We start from the raw sequence: 18,560 nt of genomic DNA on the forward strand, positions 1-18,560 counted from the left end.
TCATGGAAATCGTCGCTGCCGATATCGGGGGCACCCACGCACGCTTCGCACTCGCCGAGGTCGAGAATGGCCGCGTCGTCAAGCTGGGCGAGCCCTGCACGCAGAAGACCGCCGAGCACGCCTCGCTCCAGACCGCGTGGCAGGCCTTCGCCGCGCATGTCGGACGCCCACTGCCCAGGGCGGCGTCGCTGGCCATCGCTTCGCCGATCACCAGCGACGTGATCCGGATGACCAACAATCCCTGGGTCATCCGCCCTTCGCTGATCCCCGAGCGGCTGGGCGCGGACATCTATACCGTCATCAACGACTTCGGCGCGATCGGCCATGCCGTCGCACAGGTGCCGGAGGAGGATTTCCTCCATATCTGCGGCCCCGAGGAGCCGATGCCCGCGCACGGCGTCGTCACCGTCTGCGGTCCCGGCACCGGCCTGGGCGTCGCGCAGGTGCTGATGACGCCGCAGCGTTATCACGTGATCGAAACCGAGGGGGGGCATATGGACTATGCCCCACTCGACGGGATCGAGGATGCGATCCTCAAGCGCCTGCGTCGCACCTATACCCGCGTGTCGTGTGAACGCATCTGTTCGGGGCCGGGCATCATCGCGATCTACGAAACGCTTGCCTCGCTCGAAGGCCGCGCGGTGCCCAGCCGCGACGATCGCGAAATCTGGGCCGAGGCGCTCGAGGGCACCGACTCGATCGCACTGGCCGCGCTCGACCGGTTCTGCCTCGCTCTGGGTGCCGTCGCGGGCGACTTTGCGTTGGCGCAGGGGGCCAAGACCGTCGTGATCGCGGGCGGCCTGGGCTATCGGATCAAGGACAAGCTGCTGCGCTCGGGCTTCGACCAGCGCTTCATGGCCAAGGGGCGTTTCCAGTCGCTGATGGCGCGCATCCCCGTCAAACTCATCACCCATCCCCAGCCCGGCCTGTTCGGCGCGGCCGCGGCCTTCGCACAGGAGCATTCATGACCGACATCGCCACCATCATGCGCACCAGCGCGGTCATCCCCGTGCTGGTCATCGACGACGCCGCCACCGCCAGGCCCCTGGCCGAGGCGCTGGTCGCCGGTGGCCTGCGGGTGCTGGAGGTGACGCTGCGCACCCCCGCCGCCCTCGAGGCGATGGCCGAGATGAAGAAAGTCCCCGGCGCGATCGTCGGCGCGGGCACCGTCGTCAACGAGCAGCAGCTGCGCGACGTGGCCGATGCGGGCGGCGAGTTCATCGTCTCGCCGGGCCTGACCGACCGTCTCGGTTCGGCGGTCGTGGAAAGCGGCATCCCCTATCTGCCGGGCGTCGCCAATGCGGGCGACATCATGCGCGGGCTGGACCTGGGCCTGACGCACTTCAAGTTCTTCCCCGCTGAGACCAGCGGCGGGCTGAAGGCGCTGAAGGCGCTGGCCGCTCCCTTCTACCAGGCCCGCTTCTGCCCGACCGGCGGCATCACCGAGGCGAGCGCGCCCGACTGGCTCGCGTTCGACCGCGTGCTGTGCGTCGGCGGGAGCTGGGTCACCGGCGGTTCGATGGCGGACGTCGAGGCCAAGGCCCGCGCGGCGTCGGCTCTGCGGGGCTGACGGACGGGGGGGCTGCACCAGGCGCGTCCTGGGGTGCGCCCCCTCCACCACCGCCTTGCGGCGGTCCCCCTCCCCGTACCGGGGAGTATCAGTGCTGGACCGCCTCCATCAGCCACTGACGAAACGCCTTCATCGCCAGCCCCTCTTTTCGTGACAGCAACCGGGTCAGCCAATAGCATCCGGCATCGATCTCGATCGCGAAAGGCTGGACCAGCCGCTCCGTCGTCAATTCGTTGCCGAACATCACTTTGGGCGCGAGCGCGACGCCCAGCCCGGCCATCGCCGCCGCCACCATCAGGGCGGAGCTGTCGAACATCGGTCCGCGCAATGCCGGTGCCGGAGCACCCGCCGCCGCGAACCAGCTTTCCCATTCGCTGACCCGGTAAGATCGCAACAGCCGCTCGCGTACCAGATCCCCGGGCTCGCGCAGCCGCGTGGCGACCAGCGGCGCGCAAAGCGGGGTCAGCGGCGCCGCCATCAACCGCTCGGCATGGGTGCCGTGCCACGCGCCGTCTCCGAAGCGGATGGCATAATCCAGCCCCTCCCCCGCCAGATCGACCCGATTGTTGTTGATCGACACGCGCAGGTCGATGTGCGGATGGGTGGCCGCGAAATCGTCCAGCCGTGCCAGCAGCCAGCCGGTGGCGAAGGTCCCGACCACGCCGATGTTCAGCACATATTGGAACCGCCCATCGGCGAAGCGATCCAGCGTCGCGCCGATTCGGTCGAACGTCTCCGCCAGCACCGGCACCAGCGCCTGCCCGTCATCGGTCAGCGCCAGCCCACGCGGCAGGCGGTGGAACAGCCGCGCCCCCAGCCTTTTCTCTAGGCCTGCGACCTGATGGCTGACCGCGCCCTGGCTGACGCACAGCTCGATCGCCGCGCGGGTGAAGTTCAAATGCCGTGCCGCCGCCTCGAAGGCGCGCAGGGCGTTAAGCGGCAATTGGGCGCGGTCCATGCTTCATCATGAAATGCGCTCATGGCTCTGTCGAGGGAAGATGCTTTGTCACCGGCGCGCATCACCGGCATCAAGGGGGCGAAGGAGATGGGACATGCCGATCCGAATAGCCGCCGCGCTGATCCTCGCCGCATCCGCAACCGCCGCACCCCAGCGTGCCGACGATCCGCTGACCCGCCCGATCGTGACCGACCGCACCGCCGAATGGCTGGCCCCGCGCCCGCCGACCCGCGTCTTCGGCAACAGCTATCTGGTGGGCTTTGGCGGCCTGAACGTCGCGCTGATCGATACTGGCCGGGGGCTGATCCTGATCGACGGCGCGCTGCCCCAGGCCGCGCCCGCGATCCTCGCCAATGTCGCCCGGCTCGGCTTTCGCCCGCGCGACATCAAATATATTCTCAGCACCGAGCCGCATTTCGACCATGCCGGCGGGATCGCCGCGCTGGCCCGCGACACCGGCGCGACCGTCATCGCCAGCCCGCGCGGGGCCCAGGGCCTGCGCACCGGACGGCTGGCGGCGGACGATCCGCAACGCGGCTATGACAGCCGCTTCCCGGCGGTTTCCAAAGTGCAGACGATCCGTGACGGTGAAACGCTGACGCTCGGCAACACGACCGTCACCGCACGCGCGACGCCGGGACACACGATGGGCAGCCTCAGCTGGAGCTGGCGGAGCTGCGCGAACGGATCATGCCGCGCGATCGTCTTCGCGGCGAGCCTGAACCCCGTCTCGACCGACGAGTATCGTTTCTCTGCCCCGGCCAACAGGTCGGTGGTCGCCGCCTTCGCCCGGGGGCAGGCGGCGATGCGCGCTCTGCCCTGCGACATCCTGATCACCGCGCATGCCGATCAGGACGGCGCCACCGACCGCTTCCGCACTACCCCCGGCGCCTGCCGCGCCTATGCCCTCTCGTCGCAGCGCGCCCTGGCTCGGCGCATCGCCGAGGAGCGGCACGGCGCGCCGTAGAGCCCATCAGGGAAGGGACTGGCGTCGGCCCCACGCCGTCTAGGGTCGCTTACATTTCCCCGCGCTGGCGGCGGATCGCGTACCATTTCTGCACATTGGCATTATGCTCGGCCAGCGTGTCGGCAAATACATGGCCGCCCGATCCGTCCGCCACGAAATACAGCGCCCTGCTGTCCGCCGGATCGAGCACCGCGTCGATCGAGGCGCGGCCCGGATTGGCGATCGGCCCGACCGGCAGGCCGGGGCTGGCATAGGTGTTGTAACCGTTCTTCGCGTGCAGTTCGGACCGCAGGATGCGGCGACCGAGCGGACGCCCCTTGGTGATCGGATAGATGACGGTCGGATCGGCCTGGAGCGGCATCCCGATGCGCAGGCGATTGCCATAGACCGCCGCCACCGTCCGGCGTTCGGAGGACTTGCCCGTCTCCTTCTCGACGATCGAGGCCAGGATGATCGCCTCCTGCGGCGACTTGACCGCGATGCCGGGCTTTCGGTTGGCCCAGGCGCGGGCGAGATAGTCCTTCATCGCCTTCTGCATCCGCGCGACGACCGAGGCGCGCGTGTCGCCCTTCTGATAGGCATAGCTGTCGGGCAGGATCGATCCCTCGGCGGGGACGGCCACATCGCCAGTCAGCCCGTCGGCGCGCATCAGCGCGTCATGGACCAAGATCGAGGGATAGCCCTCCGGCACCGGCACCAGCCGCTGGCGGACCTTGCCTTCCTGTAGCAGCGCCAGCACGTCCGAGGCGCTGGCCTGTTCGGGAATGGCATATTCGCCCGCCTTGATCGCGCCGCCATGGCCGAACAGACGCGCATAGAGCCGGAAGCGCCCCGCCGAGCGGATCGCGCCCGCCTTCTGGAGTGCGGTGGCGGCGCGCGCCAGGCTCGCGCCCTCGGGGACGACCACCGCCAGCGGCTTGTCCGCCGGGCCACTGCCCGCCCAGTCATGCGCGACCCAGCCGAAGACGGCGATGCCGATCAGCCCCAGCAGCAACCCGATACAGCCGACCTTGCGCATATCTCACCTGGTTTGGTGGGGCGATGCCCCGGACATAGAACAACCCCGGCCCCGATCCGGGTCCGGTCGCGATCAGGCCGATGGCGCGGCTTGATCCAGATTGCAACCGGACCCGGTCGTAGCCGGGGTTGGATATTTCGCCGGGCGAGCCCGGTCCTCCGTTCGCCCTGAGCGAAGTCGAAGTGCCCGTGCTGCCCGCTGCCACTGATCCCCTTGGCCTTCGACTTTGCTCAGGCCGAACGGAGGTTGGGGATCATGGCATAGTATAACCGCCGTTCAGCCTGAGCGCAGTCGAAGGCCAGGGGAAACCCCTGGAGCGCAGCGACTCCGCCCCGCCCGAACGGCGGACGGGCGTCAGATCGCCTTCATCACCAGCGAGGCGTTGGTGCCGCCGAAGCCGAACGAGTTGTTCAGCACCGCCTTCACTTCGCGCTTCTTGGCGACGTGCGGAACCAAGTCGACGCCCTCGGTGCCCTCATCCGGATTGTCGAGGTTCAACGTCGGCGGCACGATCTGGTCGCGCAGCGCCAGGATGCAGAAGATGCTCTCCACCGCACCGGCACCGCCCAGAAGATGGCCGATCGCCGACTTGGTGCTCGACATGGACGCACCCGACAGGTCGTCGCCGAACACCCGCTTCGCGGCGGCCAGCTCGATAGTATCGGCCATGGTCGAGGTGCCATGCGCGTTGATATAGTCGATGTCCGACGGCTCCATGCCCGCCTTGCGCAGCGCCATGCGCATCGCATTCTCGGCACCCTTGCCCTCGGGGTGCGGGGCGGTAACGTGATAGGCGTCGCCCGACAGGCCATAGCCGACCACCTCGGCATAGATCTTCGCGCCGCGCGCCTTGGCGTGCTCATATTCCTCAAGCACGACGACGCCCGCGCCCTCGCCCATCACGAAGCCGTCGCGGTCCTTGTCATAGGGACGGCTCGCCTCGGTCGGGCGGTCGTTCATGCTCATGTTCAGCGCGCGCGCCTGGGCGAAACCGGCCACGCCCAGCGGGTTGATCGTGCTTTCCGCACCGCCCGCCAGCATGATGTCGGCATCGTCGTCACGGATCATCCGCGCCGCGTCGCCGATCGAATGCGCGCCGGTCGAGCAGGCGGTGACGACGGCATGGTTCGGGCCCATCAGGCCGTATTTGATGCTGACCTGACCCGAGATCAGGTTGATCAGGCGGCCATGGACGAAGTGCGGGCTGACCCGGCCCGGGCCCCGCTCGTGCAGATTGACCGATTCGATCTCGATGCCCGGCAGGCCGCCGATGCCCGAGCCGATCGACACGCCCGCGCGCAGCTTCATGGCCTCGTCCATCTCGGTCAGGCCGGCATCCTCCAGCGCCTGTCCGGCGGCGTCGATGCCATAGACGATGAACGGATCGACCTGGCGCTGGACCTTGTGGTCGACGCGCTTGTCGGGGTCGAAGCCATATTCATGATCCTTGGGCTTCACCTCGCACGCGATGGTGCATTTCTGCCCGGTGGTATCGAACCGCGTGATCGGACCGGCGCCGGACTTGCCAGCGATCAGATTGGCCCAGGCGGTTTCCACGTCCGCGCCCAGAGGCGTGACAAGACCCAGTCCGGTTACGACGACGCGCCGCATATTCCACTCCATTCCACAACGAAAACGGCTCCCCGCCCGCTAGTCGGGGTCGGGGAGCCGCTTGAAACCTGGCCTTGGCGGCCCGTTCGGCCCGCATCATCTGCGGGCCGAGGCCCCGGTATCAGGCCTTGTTCTCGTCGATGTACGTGATCGCGTCCTTGACGGTCGTGATCTTCTCGGCGGCATCGTCCGGGATTTCGACACCGAACTCTTCCTCGAACGCCATGACGAGCTCGACGATGTCGAGGCTGTCGGCACCGAGGTCGTCGATGAAGCTCGCGTCCTCGGTCACCTTGTCGGCTTCGACGCCGAGATGCTCGACGACGATCTTCTTCACGCGGTCGGCGGTCTCGCTCATGGTAATCCCTTCTCGTATCTAATCGGGGGTTGGTAATTCCTGAACGCACGTAGAACGCGCGCCCATGTCTGGCAAGCCCGTCCAGCGACGGACCAGCGCCAGGATAAGATCATTCGTGGCGATTATGCCGTTTTACAGCATCGCCATGCCGCCATTGACGTGCAGCGTCTGGCCGGTGACGTAGCCCGCTTCCCTGGACGCCAGATAGACGACGGCCGCGCCGATATCCTCGCCCTTGCCCAGATCGCCCGCCGGGATCCGGCCCAGCAGCGCGGCCTTCTGCGCCTCGGGCAGCACGTCGGTCATCGCCGACCGCATGAAGCCGGGCGCCACGCAATTGACGGTGATGTTGCGGCTGGCCAGCTCCTGCGCGACCGCCTTCGACATGCCGACCAGGCCCGCCTTGGACGCGGCATAATTGGCCTGCCCCGGATTGCCCGTGGCCCCGACGACCGAGGTGATCGAGATGATGCGGCCGAAACGTGCCTTCATCATCGGCTTGGCCGAGGCGCGGATCAGGCGGAACGCGGCTTCGAGGTTGACGCGGATCACCTGATCCCACTCCTCGTCCTTCATCCGCATGGTCAGGTTGTCGCGGGTGACGCCCGCATTGTTGACCAGGATGTCGAGCTTGCCGCCCAGCGCCTCGACCGCCTGCGGGATCAGCGCATCGACCGCGGCCGGGTCGGAGAGGTTGCAGGGCACCGCGACATGATCGCCGCTGAGTTCGGCGCGAAACGCCTCCAGCTTGTCGATATTGGAGCCGGACAGCGCCAGCTTCGCACCCTGCGCCGCCAGCGCCTTGGCGACGGCCGAACCCAGCCCACCGGACGCGCCAGTCACGAGGGCGGTCATTCCTGTCAGGTCGAACATTGGAAACTCCCTAGAAATTTTGTTCGCGCAGAGGCGCGGAGGACGCAGAGGGGTTATGGTTGTTGACGAGACGGCGTATGCCCTCGCGCAACGTCTCCCCTCCGAAGTTGATCAACAGCCCAACGGGCTGACCAGTCAGACGCAGATACGTCAGTAGTTGTTTGGCGTGAACAGGAGCCAAGCGTTCCACCGATTTGATTTCGACCACAAGACGCTCATCGACCAAAAGGTCGATCTTGAAGGCTCCCTCAATACGCACGCCTTCAAATTCGATGTCGATACTGCGCTGGCGCGCGACGGAGTAGCCCATGGCCGCCAATCTGGCGGCCAGGACAATCTCATAGACACTTTCCAGGAGACCGGGACCCAATTCGCGGTGCAGCCGCAAGGCCACATCGACGACATCCCCGCTGATGAGATCGATATCACGCAATGGCCCCAATCCCCCTCTGCGTCCTCCGCGCCTCTGCGCGCAAAAATCAGAGCTTGGCCAGAAGCCCCTCGATATCGTCCATCGTCACGACGCTGACCGCGTCCGCATCGGGCGCGATGCGCTTGACCATGGGGCCAAGCACCTTGCCGCCGAACTCGACGAACTGCGCCACGCCCGCCGCTTCCATCGCCAGCACCGATTCGCGCCAGCGGACCATGCCCGTCACCTGCGCCACCAGCAGCGCGCGGATCGCACTCGGGTCGGCGACCGGCGCCGCCTCGACATTGGCATAGACCGGGACCAGCGGCGCCCGGATCGTCGCTTCGGCGAGGGCGGCGTCCATCGCATCGGCGGCGGGCTGCATCAGCGGGCAGTGGAACGGCGCCGACACCGGCAGCAGGACGGCGCGCTTGGCGCCCAGGTCCTTGGCGAGCGCCACCGCCTTCTCGATCGCGGCACGGTGGCCCGAGATCACCACCTGGCTCGGGTCATTGTCATTGGCGACCGTGCAGACCAGCGGCTCGCCACCCTCGGCCAGCATCGCATCGACCGCCGCGCCCGCAATGACCTTCGCCTTTTCGAGGTCCGCGCCCAGCAGAGCGGCCATCGCGCCCTCACCCACCGGCACCGCCGCCTGCATCGCCCGGCCGCGCAGCTTGAGGAGACGCGCCGTGGTCGCGAGGTCGATCGCATCGGCCGCGCACAATGCGGTATATTCGCCCAGCGAGTGGCCCGCGACGAAGTCGGCCTTTTCCGACAGTCGGACGCCGCCTTCCTTCTCCAACACGCGCAGGGTCGCGATGGCATTCGCCATGATCGCGGGCTGCGCATTCTCGGTCAGGGTCAGTTCGTCGGCGGGCCCCTCGACCATCAGGCGATAGAGATGCTGGCCCAGCGCCTCGTCGACCTCCTGGAACACCTCGCGGGCGACCGGGCTCGCCTCGGCCAGCGCCTTGCCCATGCCGACGGCCTGGCTGCCCTGGCCCGGAAAGATGAATGCACGCATGTTCGTATCTGCCATGAAACGGTAATAGGATGGCCCGCGCGGTAGAAAGGTCGCCCGCCGCTGGCAAGTCCGAGGCCCCTTCGCCGCTTGCCTTTTGCCGCCAAATCGCTATGAGCCAGCGCACCATTGGGCGGGAAGCACCTGCTTCACCCGCCCTCATGCCATTTTGGCGTGACGGTATTGAAGTATGGAAGACAGCCGGAGGGGCGTTCCACATGGGGTGGGCGTCAGCGATCGGCCAACATAAGGTAAGCTGCATGGCTCTTTACGAGCACGTGTTCCTTGCGCGCCAGGATCTGGCACAGGCGCAGGTGGACGCGCTGGCGGAAGCCGCCACGAAGATCGTCGAGGACAATCAGGGCAAGGTCGTGAAGACCGAGACCTGGGGCCTGCGTTCGCTGGCGTACAAGATCGCCAAGAACCGCAAGGCGCACTACGTCATGCTCGAAATCGACGCCCCCGCGGGTGTCGTCGCCGAGCTGGAGCGCCAGACCCAGATCAACGAAGACGTGATCCGCTACATGACCGTCAAGGTTGACGGCCATGAAGAAGGTCCGTCGGTGATGATGCGCAAGCAGGAGCGCGACCGCGAGCGTCGTGCCGATCGTGGCGAACGCCCCGACCGCGCTGACCGCCCCCGTCGTGATCGTGAAGAGGAAGCCGCATAATGGCCCGCCCGTTTTTCCGTCGCCGCAAGAGCTGCCCCTTCTCCGCGAAGGACGCGCCCCGGATCGACTATAAGGACGTCCGTCTGCTCCAGGGCTTCGTGTCCGAGCGCGGCAAGATCGTGCCTTCGCGCATCACCAGCGTGTCGGCCAAGAAGCAGCGCGAACTGGCCCAGGCCATCAAGCGCGCCCGTCACCTGGGCCTCCTGCCCTACGTCGTGAAGTAAGGAGTCCTAGAAGATGGACGTTATTCTGCTTGAGCGCGTCGAAAAGCTCGGCGCCATCGGCGACGTGGTCACGGTGAAGGACGGCTTTGCCCGTAACTTCCTGCTGCCGCGCAAGAAGGCGCTGCGCGCCAACGAAGCCAACAAGAAGGTGTTCGAGGCCAACCGCGCCCGTATCGAAGCCGAGAACGCGAACCGTCGCGCCGAGGCCGAGGTCGAGTCGAAGACCTTCGAGAACGCCACCGTCACCCTGATCCGTCAGGCGTCGAACGTCGGCCAGCTGTACGGCTCGGTCGCGGTGCGCGACCTGGTCGAGGCGCTCGTCGCCGACGGCCACAAGGTCAACAAGAGCCAGATCGTGCTCGACCGTCCGATCAAGGCGATCGGCCTGTACGACGTGCGCGTCGCGCTTCACCCGGAAGTGGCCGTGACCGTCAAGGTCAACGTCGCCCGCTCGCCGGAAGAAGCCGAGATGCAGGCGCAGGGCGTCGACGTCATGGCCTCGATGTTCGAGCGTGACGAAGCCGGCTTCACCGAGGATTACGATCCCAACGCCGAGCCGGGCGCCACCGCCGAGGTTCAGCCGGAGCAGGACGAAGCGCAGGGTTAATCCCGACGCTTCGGCCCTCGGTCGAATAGAAGAAGGGCCGTCCGGCATGTCCGGGCGGCCCTTTTTTTGTCTTGTGGACGGCCGTCACGTACAATCAACGGGCCGCGCGGGGATCAGCTCAGGGACAGGTGACGCACGCGCTAACGACCGCAGCCAGCGGAATGAGCGCGCAAATGAGTGGCATGATATGTTTCATGATGATGCCCGATCCTGTCCAACGGACGATAAATAAACAGCCGAGTGCAAAAGTTTCGTTCCGATGAACGCACGACCGAAAAATTTTTCGGTTCATCGTCCTATCAGCTCGACTCACCGTCGCAATAAGCCCGGTTTATCGTGGATTGGGCAATTTCGGGCATAAGGCAGCAAAGACGGAGCGCACGGCAACCAGCCTGTCGGCACAGCAGGGGGATGCAACGCCCCTCCAAGCTAGCCGCGCGCCAAACTCACTTCCGCCCGAACAGCTTCTCGATATCGCCGTGCTGCAACTTCACCCAGGTCGGGCGGCCGTGATTGCATTGTCCGGAGTGTGGCGTGACCTCCATCTCGCGGAGGAGCGCATTCATCTCCGCGACCGACAGGATGCGACCCGCGCGGACCGAGCCATGGCAGGCCATGGTCGCCGCGACATGATCCAGCCGCTCGCGCAAGGACAGCGCCTGGTCGAACGCCGCGAGTTCGTCCGCCAGATCGGCGACCAGCCCCTTGGGATCGCTCTGACCCAATAAAGCGGGCGTGGCGCGGACCAGCATCGCGGTCGGGCCGAACCGTTCGAGATCGAGCCCGAACTCCGCCAGCTCCTCGGCGCGCGCTTCCAGCCGGTCGCAGGCGGGTTCGTCCAGCTCGACCACTTCGGGAATCAGCATCGCCTGTGACGCGATCCGCCCGCCGGTCAGCGCGGCGCGCATCCGCTCCAGCACCAGCCGTTCGTGCGCAGCATGCTGGTCGACCAGGACGAGGCCATCCTCGGCCTCGGCGACGATATAGGTCTTGGCGACCTGGCCGCGCGCGACGCCCATCGGATATTGGCGCACCTCGGGCGGGGCCGCGAAAGCGGCTTCGGCGCGGGCAAGCGGCGGCGGGGCCGCAAAGCCGGGGCGCGGCGCGAAGAGCGACTGGCGCTCCATGACGCGCGTCTCGGGCGCGGACGCGGCCCAGCTGTCGAGTGGCGGCGTGCCGCCGGGCGGGGCGGCGACGCTCTCGCTCTGCCACATCGCCAGCGCCGAGTCGGGCGGGCGCTGGACGCTGCGATGCCCGGCTTCGTCGAGCGCGCGGCGCAGGCCCGACACGATCATCCCCCGGATCAGCGCCGGGTCGCGAAAGCGGACCTCGGTCTTGGCCGGGTGGACGTTCACATCGACCTCGGACGGCGGCATGTCGAGGAACAGCGCGACCACCGCGTGACGATCGCGTGGCAACATCTCGGCATAAGCACCTCTGATCGCGCCCATCAGCAGGCGATCACGGACCGGGCGGCCATTGACGAACAGATATTGGTGGTCGGCGATGCCCCGGTTGAAGGTCGGCAGCCCCGCGACGCCGCCCAGCGACACCGTGTCGCGCACCCAGTCGATCGCGACCGAGTTTTCCGCGAGTGCCCGGTCGGTCAGCCCCGCGACGCGCCCCGGCCGCTCCTCCCCGCCCGGCACGGTCAGCACCCGCCGCCCGTCATGTTCCAGGGTGAAGGCGATGTCGGGCCGCGCCATCGCCAGCCGGCGCACCATGTCGAGACAGGCGGCATATTCCGAGCGCGGCGAGCGCAGGAACTTGCGCCGTGCCGGGACACGCGCGAACAGGTCCTCGACCAGGATGCGGGTGCCGGGCGGCACGGCGGCGGGGCCGTCGCGCAGCACCTCGCCATTGTCGACCACCCGGCTCCAGCCGTCGCGCCCCGCCGGACGACTCTCGATCGTCACGCGCGCGACGCTGGCGATGGACGGCAGGGCTTCGCCGCGAAATCCGAGGGTTAGGACCGATTCGATCGCCTCGTCGGGCAGCTTGGAGGTGCAATGCCGCTCCAGCGCGAGGGCCATGTCCTCGGCCGACATGCCGCATCCGTCGTCCGCCACCTCGATCCGGCCGACCCCGCCCTGACCCAGCGCGACCGCGATCCGCGTCGCCCCGGCATCGATCGAATTTTCGACCAACTCCTTCAACGCACTGGCGGGCCTTTCCACCACTTCACCGGCCGCGATACGATTGACGAGATGGGGAGGCAGACGCCGTATTGACATGCGGCAAACCCTAGCCCAAGCGACGGCATCCCGCGACCCCGCAAATGACGGTGCAGGTGCCTGTGACGGCTCTTGGCGGCGGTTCGGGATATGAGTCACGCCCACCCGGTCCACAGACGGAACGAAAGCCTCGATGCCCCTCCCCCGCTTCCTGAAATTCATGTCGCAAGACATGGCGATCGACCTCGGCACCGCGAACACCGTGGTCTATGTCCGCGGACGCGGCATCGTGCTGAACGAGCCGTCCGTCGTCGCGGTCGAGACGATCAACGGCATCAAGAAGGTGAAGGCGGTCGGCGACGACGCCAAGCTGATGATGGGCAAGACGCCGGGCAATATCGAGGCGATCCGTCCGCTTCGCGACGGCGTGATCGCCGACATCGACGTCGCCGAGCAGATGATCAAGCACTTCATCCTGAAGGTGCACGGCCCGCGCAAGTTCGCGCGCTGGCCCGAGATCGTGATCTGCGTGCCGTCGGGTTCGACCAAGGTCGAGCGCCGCGCGATCCGCGACGCCGCCTCGAACGCGGGTGCCAGCCAGGTCTTCCTAATCGAGGAGCCGATGGCCGCCGCGATCGGCGCCGACATGCCCGTCACCGAACCGATCGGATCGATGGTCGTCGATATCGGCGGCGGCACGACCGAAGTCGCGGTGCTGTCGCTTCGCGGCCTCGCCTACACCACGAGCGTCCGCGTCGGTGGCGACAAGATGGACGAGTCGATCGTCTCTTACGTGCGCCGCAACCATAATTTGCTGATCGGCGAAGCCACCGCCGAGCGGATCAAGCAGGAAGTCGGCATCGCGCGTCCCCCGGCGGACGGCATCGGCGTGACGATCCAGATCAAGGGCCGCGACCTGGTCAACGGAGTGCCCAAGGAAATCCAGATCAACCAGGGCCAGATCGCCGAGGCGCTGTCCGAACCGGTCGCGACCATCGTCGAGGGCGTCCGCGTCGCACTGGAAAACACCGCGCCCGAACTGGCCGCCGACATTGTCGACCAGGGCATCGTCCTGACCGGCGGCGGCGCGCTGCTCGAAGGGCTGGACGAGGTGCTGCGCGACGAAACCGGGCTGCCGGTGACGGTGGCGGAGGATCCGCTGACCTGCGTGGCGCTGGGCACCGGCCGCGCGCTGGAAGATCCGATGTACCGCGGCGTCCTGCTGAACGGCTAACCTCCAGCATAAGGGGACCGGCGCATGGCGCCCGCCCGCGACCGTCGCACCGGGTTTTCGCGACGGCGGCAATATGGAGCTTTCCTGGCCTATGTGCTCGCGGTGGCGGGTGCGGTGGTGGGCGTGGTGCTGCTTGTCGCATCCACGTTCAACCCACCCGCCTTCGCCGGCCTGCGCATGACGCTGGGCAGCGTCACCGCGCCCGTCTCCGGCGCCTTCGTCGCGGTCGGCGACGCGGTCGACGACATTCCCCCGGCGATCGGGCGTTATTTCTTCGTCCATTCGGAAAACGAACGGCTGCGCGCCGAACTGGCCCAGTCGCGCCAGTTGCTGCTGACCGCGCGCACCATCGCCTATGACAATCGCCGCCTGCGCACCTTGCTGGCGGTGCGCGACCGGACGCCCGACACCGTCGTCACCGCGCGACTGGTCAGCTCGACCGGCAGCAGCGGTCGCCGCTTCGCGCTGCTCAATGCGGGGCGGTGGCAGGGCGTCGCGCCCGGCATGGCGGTGCGCGGTCCCGAGGGACTGATCGGACGCGTGACCGAGGCGGGGCCCGCCGCCGCGCGCGTCCTCCTGCTGACCGATCCCGAAAGCATCGTGCCGGTCCGCCGCACCCGCGACGGCCTGCCCGCCATCGCGGTCGGGCGCGGCGACGGGACGCTCGACATACGCTCGGTCAACACCAATGTCCGGCTGGCCAAGGGCGAGCTGTTCGTCACCTCGGGCACCGGCGGGCTCTATGCCCCCGATATTCCCGTCGCCCGCATCCGCGCCGATGGCGGCGATACGGCGGTGGCGCGGCCCTTCATCCATCCCGACACGCTGGATTTCGCGATCGTTCAGCGCGCCTTCATGCCGATGCCGGTATCGGCGCCGTCGCCCCGGCCGTGACCCTCGACATCAGCAACCCCTTCGACCCCGGACTGCCGCCCGCACGCGCCCGCGCGCTGCCCTGGCTGACCGTGATGGCCGGTTCGCTCCTCGCCATCGTGCCGGTGGTGGCGATCGTACCGTTGCAGCCGCCCATGGGCCTCGTCATGCTGCTCGCCTGGCGGCTGGTCGCGCGGTTCGCGCTGCGGCTCTGGGCGGCCGCGCCGCTGGGGCTGTTCGACGATCTGCTGTCGGGCCAGCCGCTGGGCTCCGCGATGCTGCTCTGGTCGCTGACCTCGCTGGCGATCGACCTATTCGAGCATCGGCTGGTGTTCCGCGATTTCTGGCAAGACTGGCTGATCGCCAGCGGCGCCATCGCCTTCTGCCTGATCGCGGGGCGTTTCTTGGCGGTGCCGGTCGGCGCGCAGGTCGATGCGGCGCTGGTCATCCAGATCGCGATCACCATCCTGCTCTTTCCCATGGCGACCCGGCTGGTCGCATGGATCGATCGCAAGCGTGGCCGTAATGAGGTAGGGGCATAGGCATGGAACGCCAGGGGCGGATCATGACCGAGGCGGCACAGGCCTACAGCTTTTCCCGGCGCGCCTTCGTGCTGGGCGCGGCGCAGGGGGCCGTCGGCCTGCTGCTCGCCGGGCGCATGGCCTGGCTGTCGATCGCGCAGAACGAGAAGTATAACCTCCTCTCCGAGAGCAACCGCGTCAACACGACGATGATCCCGCCGCGTCGCGGCTGGCTGATCGACCGGCACGGCCTGCCCATCGCCAACAATCGCACCGATTTCCGCGTCGACATCATCCCCGACCGGCTGGAGGACAAGGACCGCGTGCTCGCGCTGCTCCGCCAGATCCTGCGGCTGGACGACGAGGCGATGAACCGCATCCGCCTCGACCTGGAACATGCCGCCGGGTTCCAGCCGGTGCAGGTCGCCGAGCGGCTCGACTGGGAGCGGTTCGCGGCGGTCAGCGTCCGCCTGCCCGAGCTGCCCGGCGTCCAGCCGACGCGCGGCTTTGCGCGCTTCTATCCGGCGGGCGCGGCGGTGGCGCACCTGACCGGCTATGTCGGCACGCCCACCGCCGAACAGTTCAAGGCGACCCACGACCAGCTGCTCGTCACCCCCGGCTTCAAGCTGGGCAAGGACGGGCTGGAAAAGATGCTGGAGCCGGTGCTGCGCGGCAAGCCCGGCGCCAAGCGGGTCGAGGTGACGGCGCGCGGCAAGGTGGTGGCCGAACTCGCCACCCGGCCCGACACGCCCGGCCGCAACATCCGCCTGACCATCGATGCGGGGCTCCAGGAATTCGCGGCGCGGCGGCTGGGGACCAATTCGGGCTCGGCCGTGGTGCTCGACTGCCGCACCGGCGAGACGCTGGCGATGGTGTCGATGCCCGCCTATGACCCCAACAGCTTTTCGGACGGGATCAGCCATCTGGAATGGGCGATGCTGTCGGAGAACGACCATGTGCCCTTGATGAACAAGGTGACGCAGGGGCTCTATCCGCCGGGCTCGACGGTCAAGCCGATGAACGGCCTCGCGCTGCTGGAGGCCGGGGTCGGCGCCGACGACCGGGTGCTGTGCACCGGCGCGATGCGGGTCGGCACCGGCGTCTTCCACTGCCACAAGCGCGGCGGGCACGGCGCGCTGAACCTGAAGGGCGCGATCGAGCAGAGCTGCGACATCTATTTCTACGAGATGATCCGCCGCATGGGCTATGACCGGATCGCGCCCATTGCGCGGATGGTCGGGCTGGGCCAGAAATTCGACCTGCCGCTCAGCGCGCAGCGTTACGGCACCGTGCCAGATCCCGACTGGAAGCTACGGAAATACAAGAAGAAGTGGACGATCGCGGATGGCCTGAACGCCTCGATCGGACAGGGCTATGTGCTCGCCAATCCGCTTCAGCTGGCGGTGATGGCGGCGCGGATCGCCTCGGGCCGCGCCTTGCAGCCCAGCCTGCTGGCGCATCAGGTCCATCTCGACGCCCCCGCCCTGCCGGTCGCCTCCGAGCATCTGGCGGTCGTGCGCGACGCGATGTTCGGCGTGGTCAACCAGGGCGGCACCGGTGGCGCGGCGCGAATGCTGGTGCCGGGCGTCAGCCTGGCCGCCAAGACCGGCACCGCGCAGGTCCGCCGGATCACCATGGCGGAGCGGCGCATGGGCGTGCTGAAGAACGGCCAGTTGCCCTTCAAGCTGCGCGACCACGCGCTGCTCGTCTGCTTCGCCCCCGCCGACAATCCGCGTTACGCGGCCGCCGTCGTGCTGGAGCATAACGGCCATACCGTGCGCAATCTCGACGCGCCGCTGATCGGGCGCGACATCATGACCTATCTGTTCGACCGCGACCGCGCGTTGGCGTCGCTGGCGCAGGACGAGCCCACCTGGGGCGGCGACATCGCCACGCGCATGGCGGCCGAGGAAGCCGCCTATCGCGCGGCACAGGCCCCCAAGCCCGCCTCTGCCGCGACCAAGACCGATGCCGGTGCCCCCACCGCCGCCCCGGCGGTCAAGGCCGCGACCAACGTTTCCGACGCGCAGGCCGAGGCGATGGCCGCCAGCAGCAGCGAGCAGCCCGCCGACGATGCCGGGACCACCGACGAATGAGCGGCCCGCGCATCATCCCCGAACCGATCGCGCAGCTGCCCTGGCGGGTGATCCTGCTGGTCATGGCGATCGGCTGTTTCGGGCTGGTCGTGCTCTATTCGGCGGCGGGCGGCTCGCTGACCCCCTGGGCCAAGCCGCAAGGGGTGCGCTTCTTCGTGCTGCTCGCCGGGTCGCTGGTGCTGTCGCGACTGCCGCTCGACCTGTGGCGGCGCATCGCCATGCCGGGCTATCTGATCCTCGTCGTCGCGCTGGTTCTGGTCGAACTGCTGGGCGCGGTACGCGGGGGCAGCCAGCGATGGCTGGACGTGGGCTTCATCCGGCTTCAGCCGTCCGAGCTGATGAAGCTGTTCATCGTGCTGGGCGCCGCGCGTTTCTATGAGATGATGCCGCCCGCCGAAACCAGGCGCTTCTCGGGCATATGGCCGGTCGCGGCGATGATCGGCGTGCCCGCCGCGCTGGTGATGAAGCAGCCCGATCTGGGCACCGCGCTGATGATCTGCGCGGGCGGGGCGACCGTCATGTTCCTTGCCGGGGTGCCGCTGCGGCTGTTCATCGGCGGGGCGATCGGACTGGCGGTGATGGCGCCGCTCGCGGTCAATTTCCTGCTGCACGACTATCAGCGCAACCGCGTGCTGATCTTCCTCGACCCCGAAAGCGATCCGCTGGGCACCGGCTATCACATCAGCCAGTCCAAGATCGCGATCGGCTCCGGCGGTATCTGGGGCAAGGGGTTCCTGAACGGCACCCAGAGCCATCTCGACTATCTGCCCGAGGGGCATACCGATTTCGTCTTCGCCACCATGGCGGAGGAATGGGGACTGGTCGGCGGCTGCTTCCTGATCCTGGCCTTCCTCCTCGTCATCCGCTGGGGCCTGAACGTCGCGCAGGCAGCGCCCAACCGCTTTGCCCGGCTGACCGCGGCGGGGCTGTCCACGACGATCTTCATCTATGTCATGGTCAATCTGATGATGGTCATGGGGCTGGCCCCGGTGGTCGGCATCCCGTTGCCGCTGGTCAGCTATGGCGGATCGTCGCAGATGACGGTGTTGCTGTGCCTGGGCATCTTGATGGCGATCGACCGCGAAAATCGCCGCGCCGCCCGCTGGTGATCGTCAAAAAATCGGCCATCCACGCAAAAAGCATTTGCAAAGCTCGAACACGATGCTAAAGGCGCGCCTCCCGATCACGAGGCGGGCCGCCGGACGGCCAGGTCGACGTGACGAACGGACGCATAGCTCAGTTGGTAGAGCAGCTGACTCTTAATCAGCGGGTCCTTGGTTCGAGCCCAAGTGCGTCCACCAGTTTCTCCAACGGCTCTGCAGCGATGCGGGGCCGTTGTGCTATGGGGCCGTCCGGCCCCCAACGGGAT

The 18,560-nt window shown here is 67.6% G+C and carries 19 protein-coding genes and 1 tRNA gene; 12 read left to right on the forward strand and 8 right to left on the reverse strand.

What is annotated here, in order from left to right; all coding sequences use genetic code 11:
* Positions 1-2 precede the first annotated feature (2 nt).
* On the forward strand, positions 3-968 hold the full coding sequence (glk, locus tag ACFX59_RS08450; protein ID WP_387431469.1) for a glucokinase: 966 nt from the start codon (positions 3-5) through the stop codon (positions 966-968).
* A complete protein-coding gene (gene eda, locus ACFX59_RS08455; RefSeq protein ID WP_309702025.1) occupies positions 965-1,570 on the forward strand; it encodes a bifunctional 4-hydroxy-2-oxoglutarate aldolase/2-dehydro-3-deoxy-phosphogluconate aldolase in 606 nt (201 codons plus the stop codon). The genes glk and eda overlap by 4 nt, the downstream gene beginning before the upstream one ends.
* 88 nt (positions 1,571-1,658) lie before the next feature.
* Here eda and ACFX59_RS08460 read toward each other — a convergent pair whose 3' ends face one another.
* A complete protein-coding gene (locus tag ACFX59_RS08460) occupies positions 1,659-2,528 on the reverse strand; it encodes a LysR family transcriptional regulator (protein WP_387431471.1) in 870 nt (289 codons plus the stop codon).
* A gap of 94 nt (positions 2,529-2,622) precedes the next feature.
* Here ACFX59_RS08460 and bla point away from each other — a divergent pair, with 94 nt between their 5' ends.
* Positions 2,623-3,495, forward strand: coding sequence for a subclass B3 metallo-beta-lactamase (gene bla, locus ACFX59_RS08465; RefSeq protein ID WP_387431473.1), 873 nt, complete (start codon positions 2,623-2,625; stop codon positions 3,493-3,495).
* Positions 3,496-3,544: 49 nt separating this feature from the next.
* Here the strand turns inward: bla and mltG are convergent, their stop codons facing one another.
* The 6 genes from mltG to fabD all read right to left on the reverse strand — a co-directional run bounded on the left by mltG (position 3,545) and on the right by fabD (position 8,794).
* Positions 3,545-4,513, reverse strand: a complete 969-nt coding sequence (gene mltG, locus ACFX59_RS08470; RefSeq protein ID WP_387431476.1) for an endolytic transglycosylase MltG — start codon at positions 4,511-4,513, stop codon at positions 3,545-3,547.
* Positions 4,514-4,867: 354 nt separating this feature from the next.
* A complete protein-coding gene (gene fabF, locus ACFX59_RS08475; protein ID WP_387431478.1) occupies positions 4,868-6,124 on the reverse strand; it encodes a beta-ketoacyl-ACP synthase II in 1,257 nt (418 codons plus the stop codon).
* Between the two features lie 121 nt (positions 6,125-6,245).
* Positions 6,246-6,482: an acyl carrier protein gene (locus ACFX59_RS08480; RefSeq protein ID WP_007403554.1), complete on the reverse strand. Its 237-nt coding sequence runs from the start codon at positions 6,480-6,482 to the stop codon at positions 6,246-6,248.
* A gap of 132 nt (positions 6,483-6,614) precedes the next feature.
* Entirely contained in the window at positions 6,615-7,355 is a 741-nt protein-coding gene (gene fabG, locus ACFX59_RS08485) for a 3-oxoacyl-[acyl-carrier-protein] reductase (RefSeq protein ID WP_387431480.1), read from the reverse strand.
* Positions 7,356-7,365: 10 nt separating this feature from the next.
* Complete coding sequence (locus ACFX59_RS08490; protein ID WP_387431483.1) at positions 7,366-7,788, reverse strand: GxxExxY protein; 423 nt, start codon at positions 7,786-7,788, stop codon at positions 7,366-7,368.
* A gap of 46 nt (positions 7,789-7,834) precedes the next feature.
* Positions 7,835-8,794: an ACP S-malonyltransferase gene (gene fabD, locus ACFX59_RS08495; protein WP_387431485.1), complete on the reverse strand. Its 960-nt coding sequence runs from the start codon at positions 8,792-8,794 to the stop codon at positions 7,835-7,837.
* Between the two features lie 257 nt (positions 8,795-9,051).
* On the opposite strand from fabD, the gene rpsF reads away from it, so the two are divergent.
* The 3 genes from rpsF to rplI are packed head-to-tail and all read left to right on the forward strand — an operon-like array spanning position 9,052 to position 10,293.
* On the forward strand, positions 9,052-9,462 hold the full coding sequence (gene rpsF / locus ACFX59_RS08500) for a 30S ribosomal protein S6 (protein ID WP_037567458.1): 411 nt from the start codon (positions 9,052-9,054) through the stop codon (positions 9,460-9,462).
* Positions 9,462-9,686, forward strand: coding sequence for a 30S ribosomal protein S18 (gene rpsR, locus ACFX59_RS08505; RefSeq protein WP_007403456.1), 225 nt, complete (start codon positions 9,462-9,464; stop codon positions 9,684-9,686). Before rpsF ends, rpsR begins: the two co-directional genes overlap by 1 nt.
* 13 nt (positions 9,687-9,699) lie before the next feature.
* Complete coding sequence (gene rplI, locus ACFX59_RS08510; protein ID WP_307099521.1) at positions 9,700-10,293, forward strand: 50S ribosomal protein L9; 594 nt, start codon at positions 9,700-9,702, stop codon at positions 10,291-10,293.
* Positions 10,294-10,739: 446 nt separating this feature from the next.
* Here rplI and mutL read toward each other — a convergent pair whose 3' ends face one another.
* On the reverse strand, positions 10,740-12,527 hold the full coding sequence (gene mutL, locus ACFX59_RS08515; protein ID WP_307099525.1) for a DNA mismatch repair endonuclease MutL: 1,788 nt from the start codon (positions 12,525-12,527) through the stop codon (positions 10,740-10,742).
* A gap of 133 nt (positions 12,528-12,660) precedes the next feature.
* On the opposite strand from mutL, the gene ACFX59_RS08520 reads away from it, so the two are divergent.
* From ACFX59_RS08520 to ACFX59_RS08545, 6 genes are all read left to right on the forward strand, one after another.
* Positions 12,661-13,701, forward strand: a complete 1,041-nt coding sequence (locus tag ACFX59_RS08520) for a rod shape-determining protein (RefSeq protein WP_261267979.1) — start codon at positions 12,661-12,663, stop codon at positions 13,699-13,701.
* Between the two features lie 24 nt (positions 13,702-13,725).
* Positions 13,726-14,595, forward strand: coding sequence for a rod shape-determining protein MreC (gene mreC / locus ACFX59_RS08525; RefSeq protein ID WP_387431491.1), 870 nt, complete (start codon positions 13,726-13,728; stop codon positions 14,593-14,595).
* Positions 14,592-15,116: a rod shape-determining protein MreD gene (locus tag ACFX59_RS08530; protein ID WP_307099530.1), complete on the forward strand. Its 525-nt coding sequence runs from the start codon at positions 14,592-14,594 to the stop codon at positions 15,114-15,116. Before mreC ends, ACFX59_RS08530 begins: the two co-directional genes overlap by 4 nt.
* 2 nt (positions 15,117-15,118) lie before the next feature.
* Positions 15,119-17,191 carry a penicillin-binding protein 2 gene (gene mrdA / locus ACFX59_RS08535; RefSeq protein WP_387431494.1) on the forward strand — a complete coding sequence of 691 codons (2,073 nt, stop codon included), beginning with the start codon at positions 15,119-15,121 and terminating at the stop codon, positions 17,189-17,191.
* A complete protein-coding gene (rodA, locus tag ACFX59_RS08540) occupies positions 17,188-18,300 on the forward strand; it encodes a rod shape-determining protein RodA (protein ID WP_307099534.1) in 1,113 nt (370 codons plus the stop codon). Before mrdA ends, rodA begins: the two co-directional genes overlap by 4 nt.
* Before the next feature lie 116 nt (positions 18,301-18,416).
* Positions 18,417-18,492 (forward strand) — tRNA-Lys (locus ACFX59_RS08545).
* The last annotated feature ends 68 nt before the right edge of the window (positions 18,493-18,560 follow it).

It is taken from the genome of Sphingomonas sp. NCPPB 2930 (assembly GCF_042867205.1).
Classification (GTDB): Bacteria; Pseudomonadota; Alphaproteobacteria; order Sphingomonadales; family Sphingomonadaceae; genus Sphingomonas.

Coding starts and splice junctions, on each gene's coding strand:
- ACFX59_RS08480 (WP_007403554.1), bottom strand. CDS start 6,482: ATGAGCGAGACCGCCGACCGCGTGAAGAAGATCGTCGTCGAGCATCTC.
- rpsR (WP_007403456.1), top strand. CDS start 9,462: ATGGCCCGCCCGTTTTTCCGTCGCCGCAAGAGCTGCCCCTTCTCCGCG.
- rpsF (WP_037567458.1), top strand. CDS start 9,052: ATGGCTCTTTACGAGCACGTGTTCCTTGCGCGCCAGGATCTGGCACAG.
- fabG (WP_387431480.1), bottom strand. CDS start 7,355: ATGTTCGACCTGACAGGAATGACCGCCCTCGTGACTGGCGCGTCCGGT.
- glk (WP_387431469.1), top strand. CDS start 3: ATGGAAATCGTCGCTGCCGATATCGGGGGCACCCACGCACGCTTCGCA.
- rodA (WP_307099534.1), top strand. CDS start 17,188: ATGAGCGGCCCGCGCATCATCCCCGAACCGATCGCGCAGCTGCCCTGG.
- fabF (WP_387431478.1), bottom strand. CDS start 6,124: ATGCGGCGCGTCGTCGTAACCGGACTGGGTCTTGTCACGCCTCTGGGC.
- ACFX59_RS08460 (WP_387431471.1), bottom strand. CDS start 2,528: ATGGACCGCGCCCAATTGCCGCTTAACGCCCTGCGCGCCTTCGAGGCG.
- rplI (WP_307099521.1), top strand. CDS start 9,700: ATGGACGTTATTCTGCTTGAGCGCGTCGAAAAGCTCGGCGCCATCGGC.
- mltG (WP_387431476.1), bottom strand. CDS start 4,513: ATGCGCAAGGTCGGCTGTATCGGGTTGCTGCTGGGGCTGATCGGCATC.
- ACFX59_RS08520 (WP_261267979.1), top strand. CDS start 12,661: ATGCCCCTCCCCCGCTTCCTGAAATTCATGTCGCAAGACATGGCGATC.
- mutL (WP_307099525.1), bottom strand. CDS start 12,527: ATGTCAATACGGCGTCTGCCTCCCCATCTCGTCAATCGTATCGCGGCC.
- eda (WP_309702025.1), top strand. CDS start 965: ATGACCGACATCGCCACCATCATGCGCACCAGCGCGGTCATCCCCGTG.
- bla (WP_387431473.1), top strand. CDS start 2,623: ATGCCGATCCGAATAGCCGCCGCGCTGATCCTCGCCGCATCCGCAACC.
- mreC (WP_387431491.1), top strand. CDS start 13,726: ATGGCGCCCGCCCGCGACCGTCGCACCGGGTTTTCGCGACGGCGGCAA.
- mrdA (WP_387431494.1), top strand. CDS start 15,119: ATGGAACGCCAGGGGCGGATCATGACCGAGGCGGCACAGGCCTACAGC.
- fabD (WP_387431485.1), bottom strand. CDS start 8,794: ATGCGTGCATTCATCTTTCCGGGCCAGGGCAGCCAGGCCGTCGGCATG.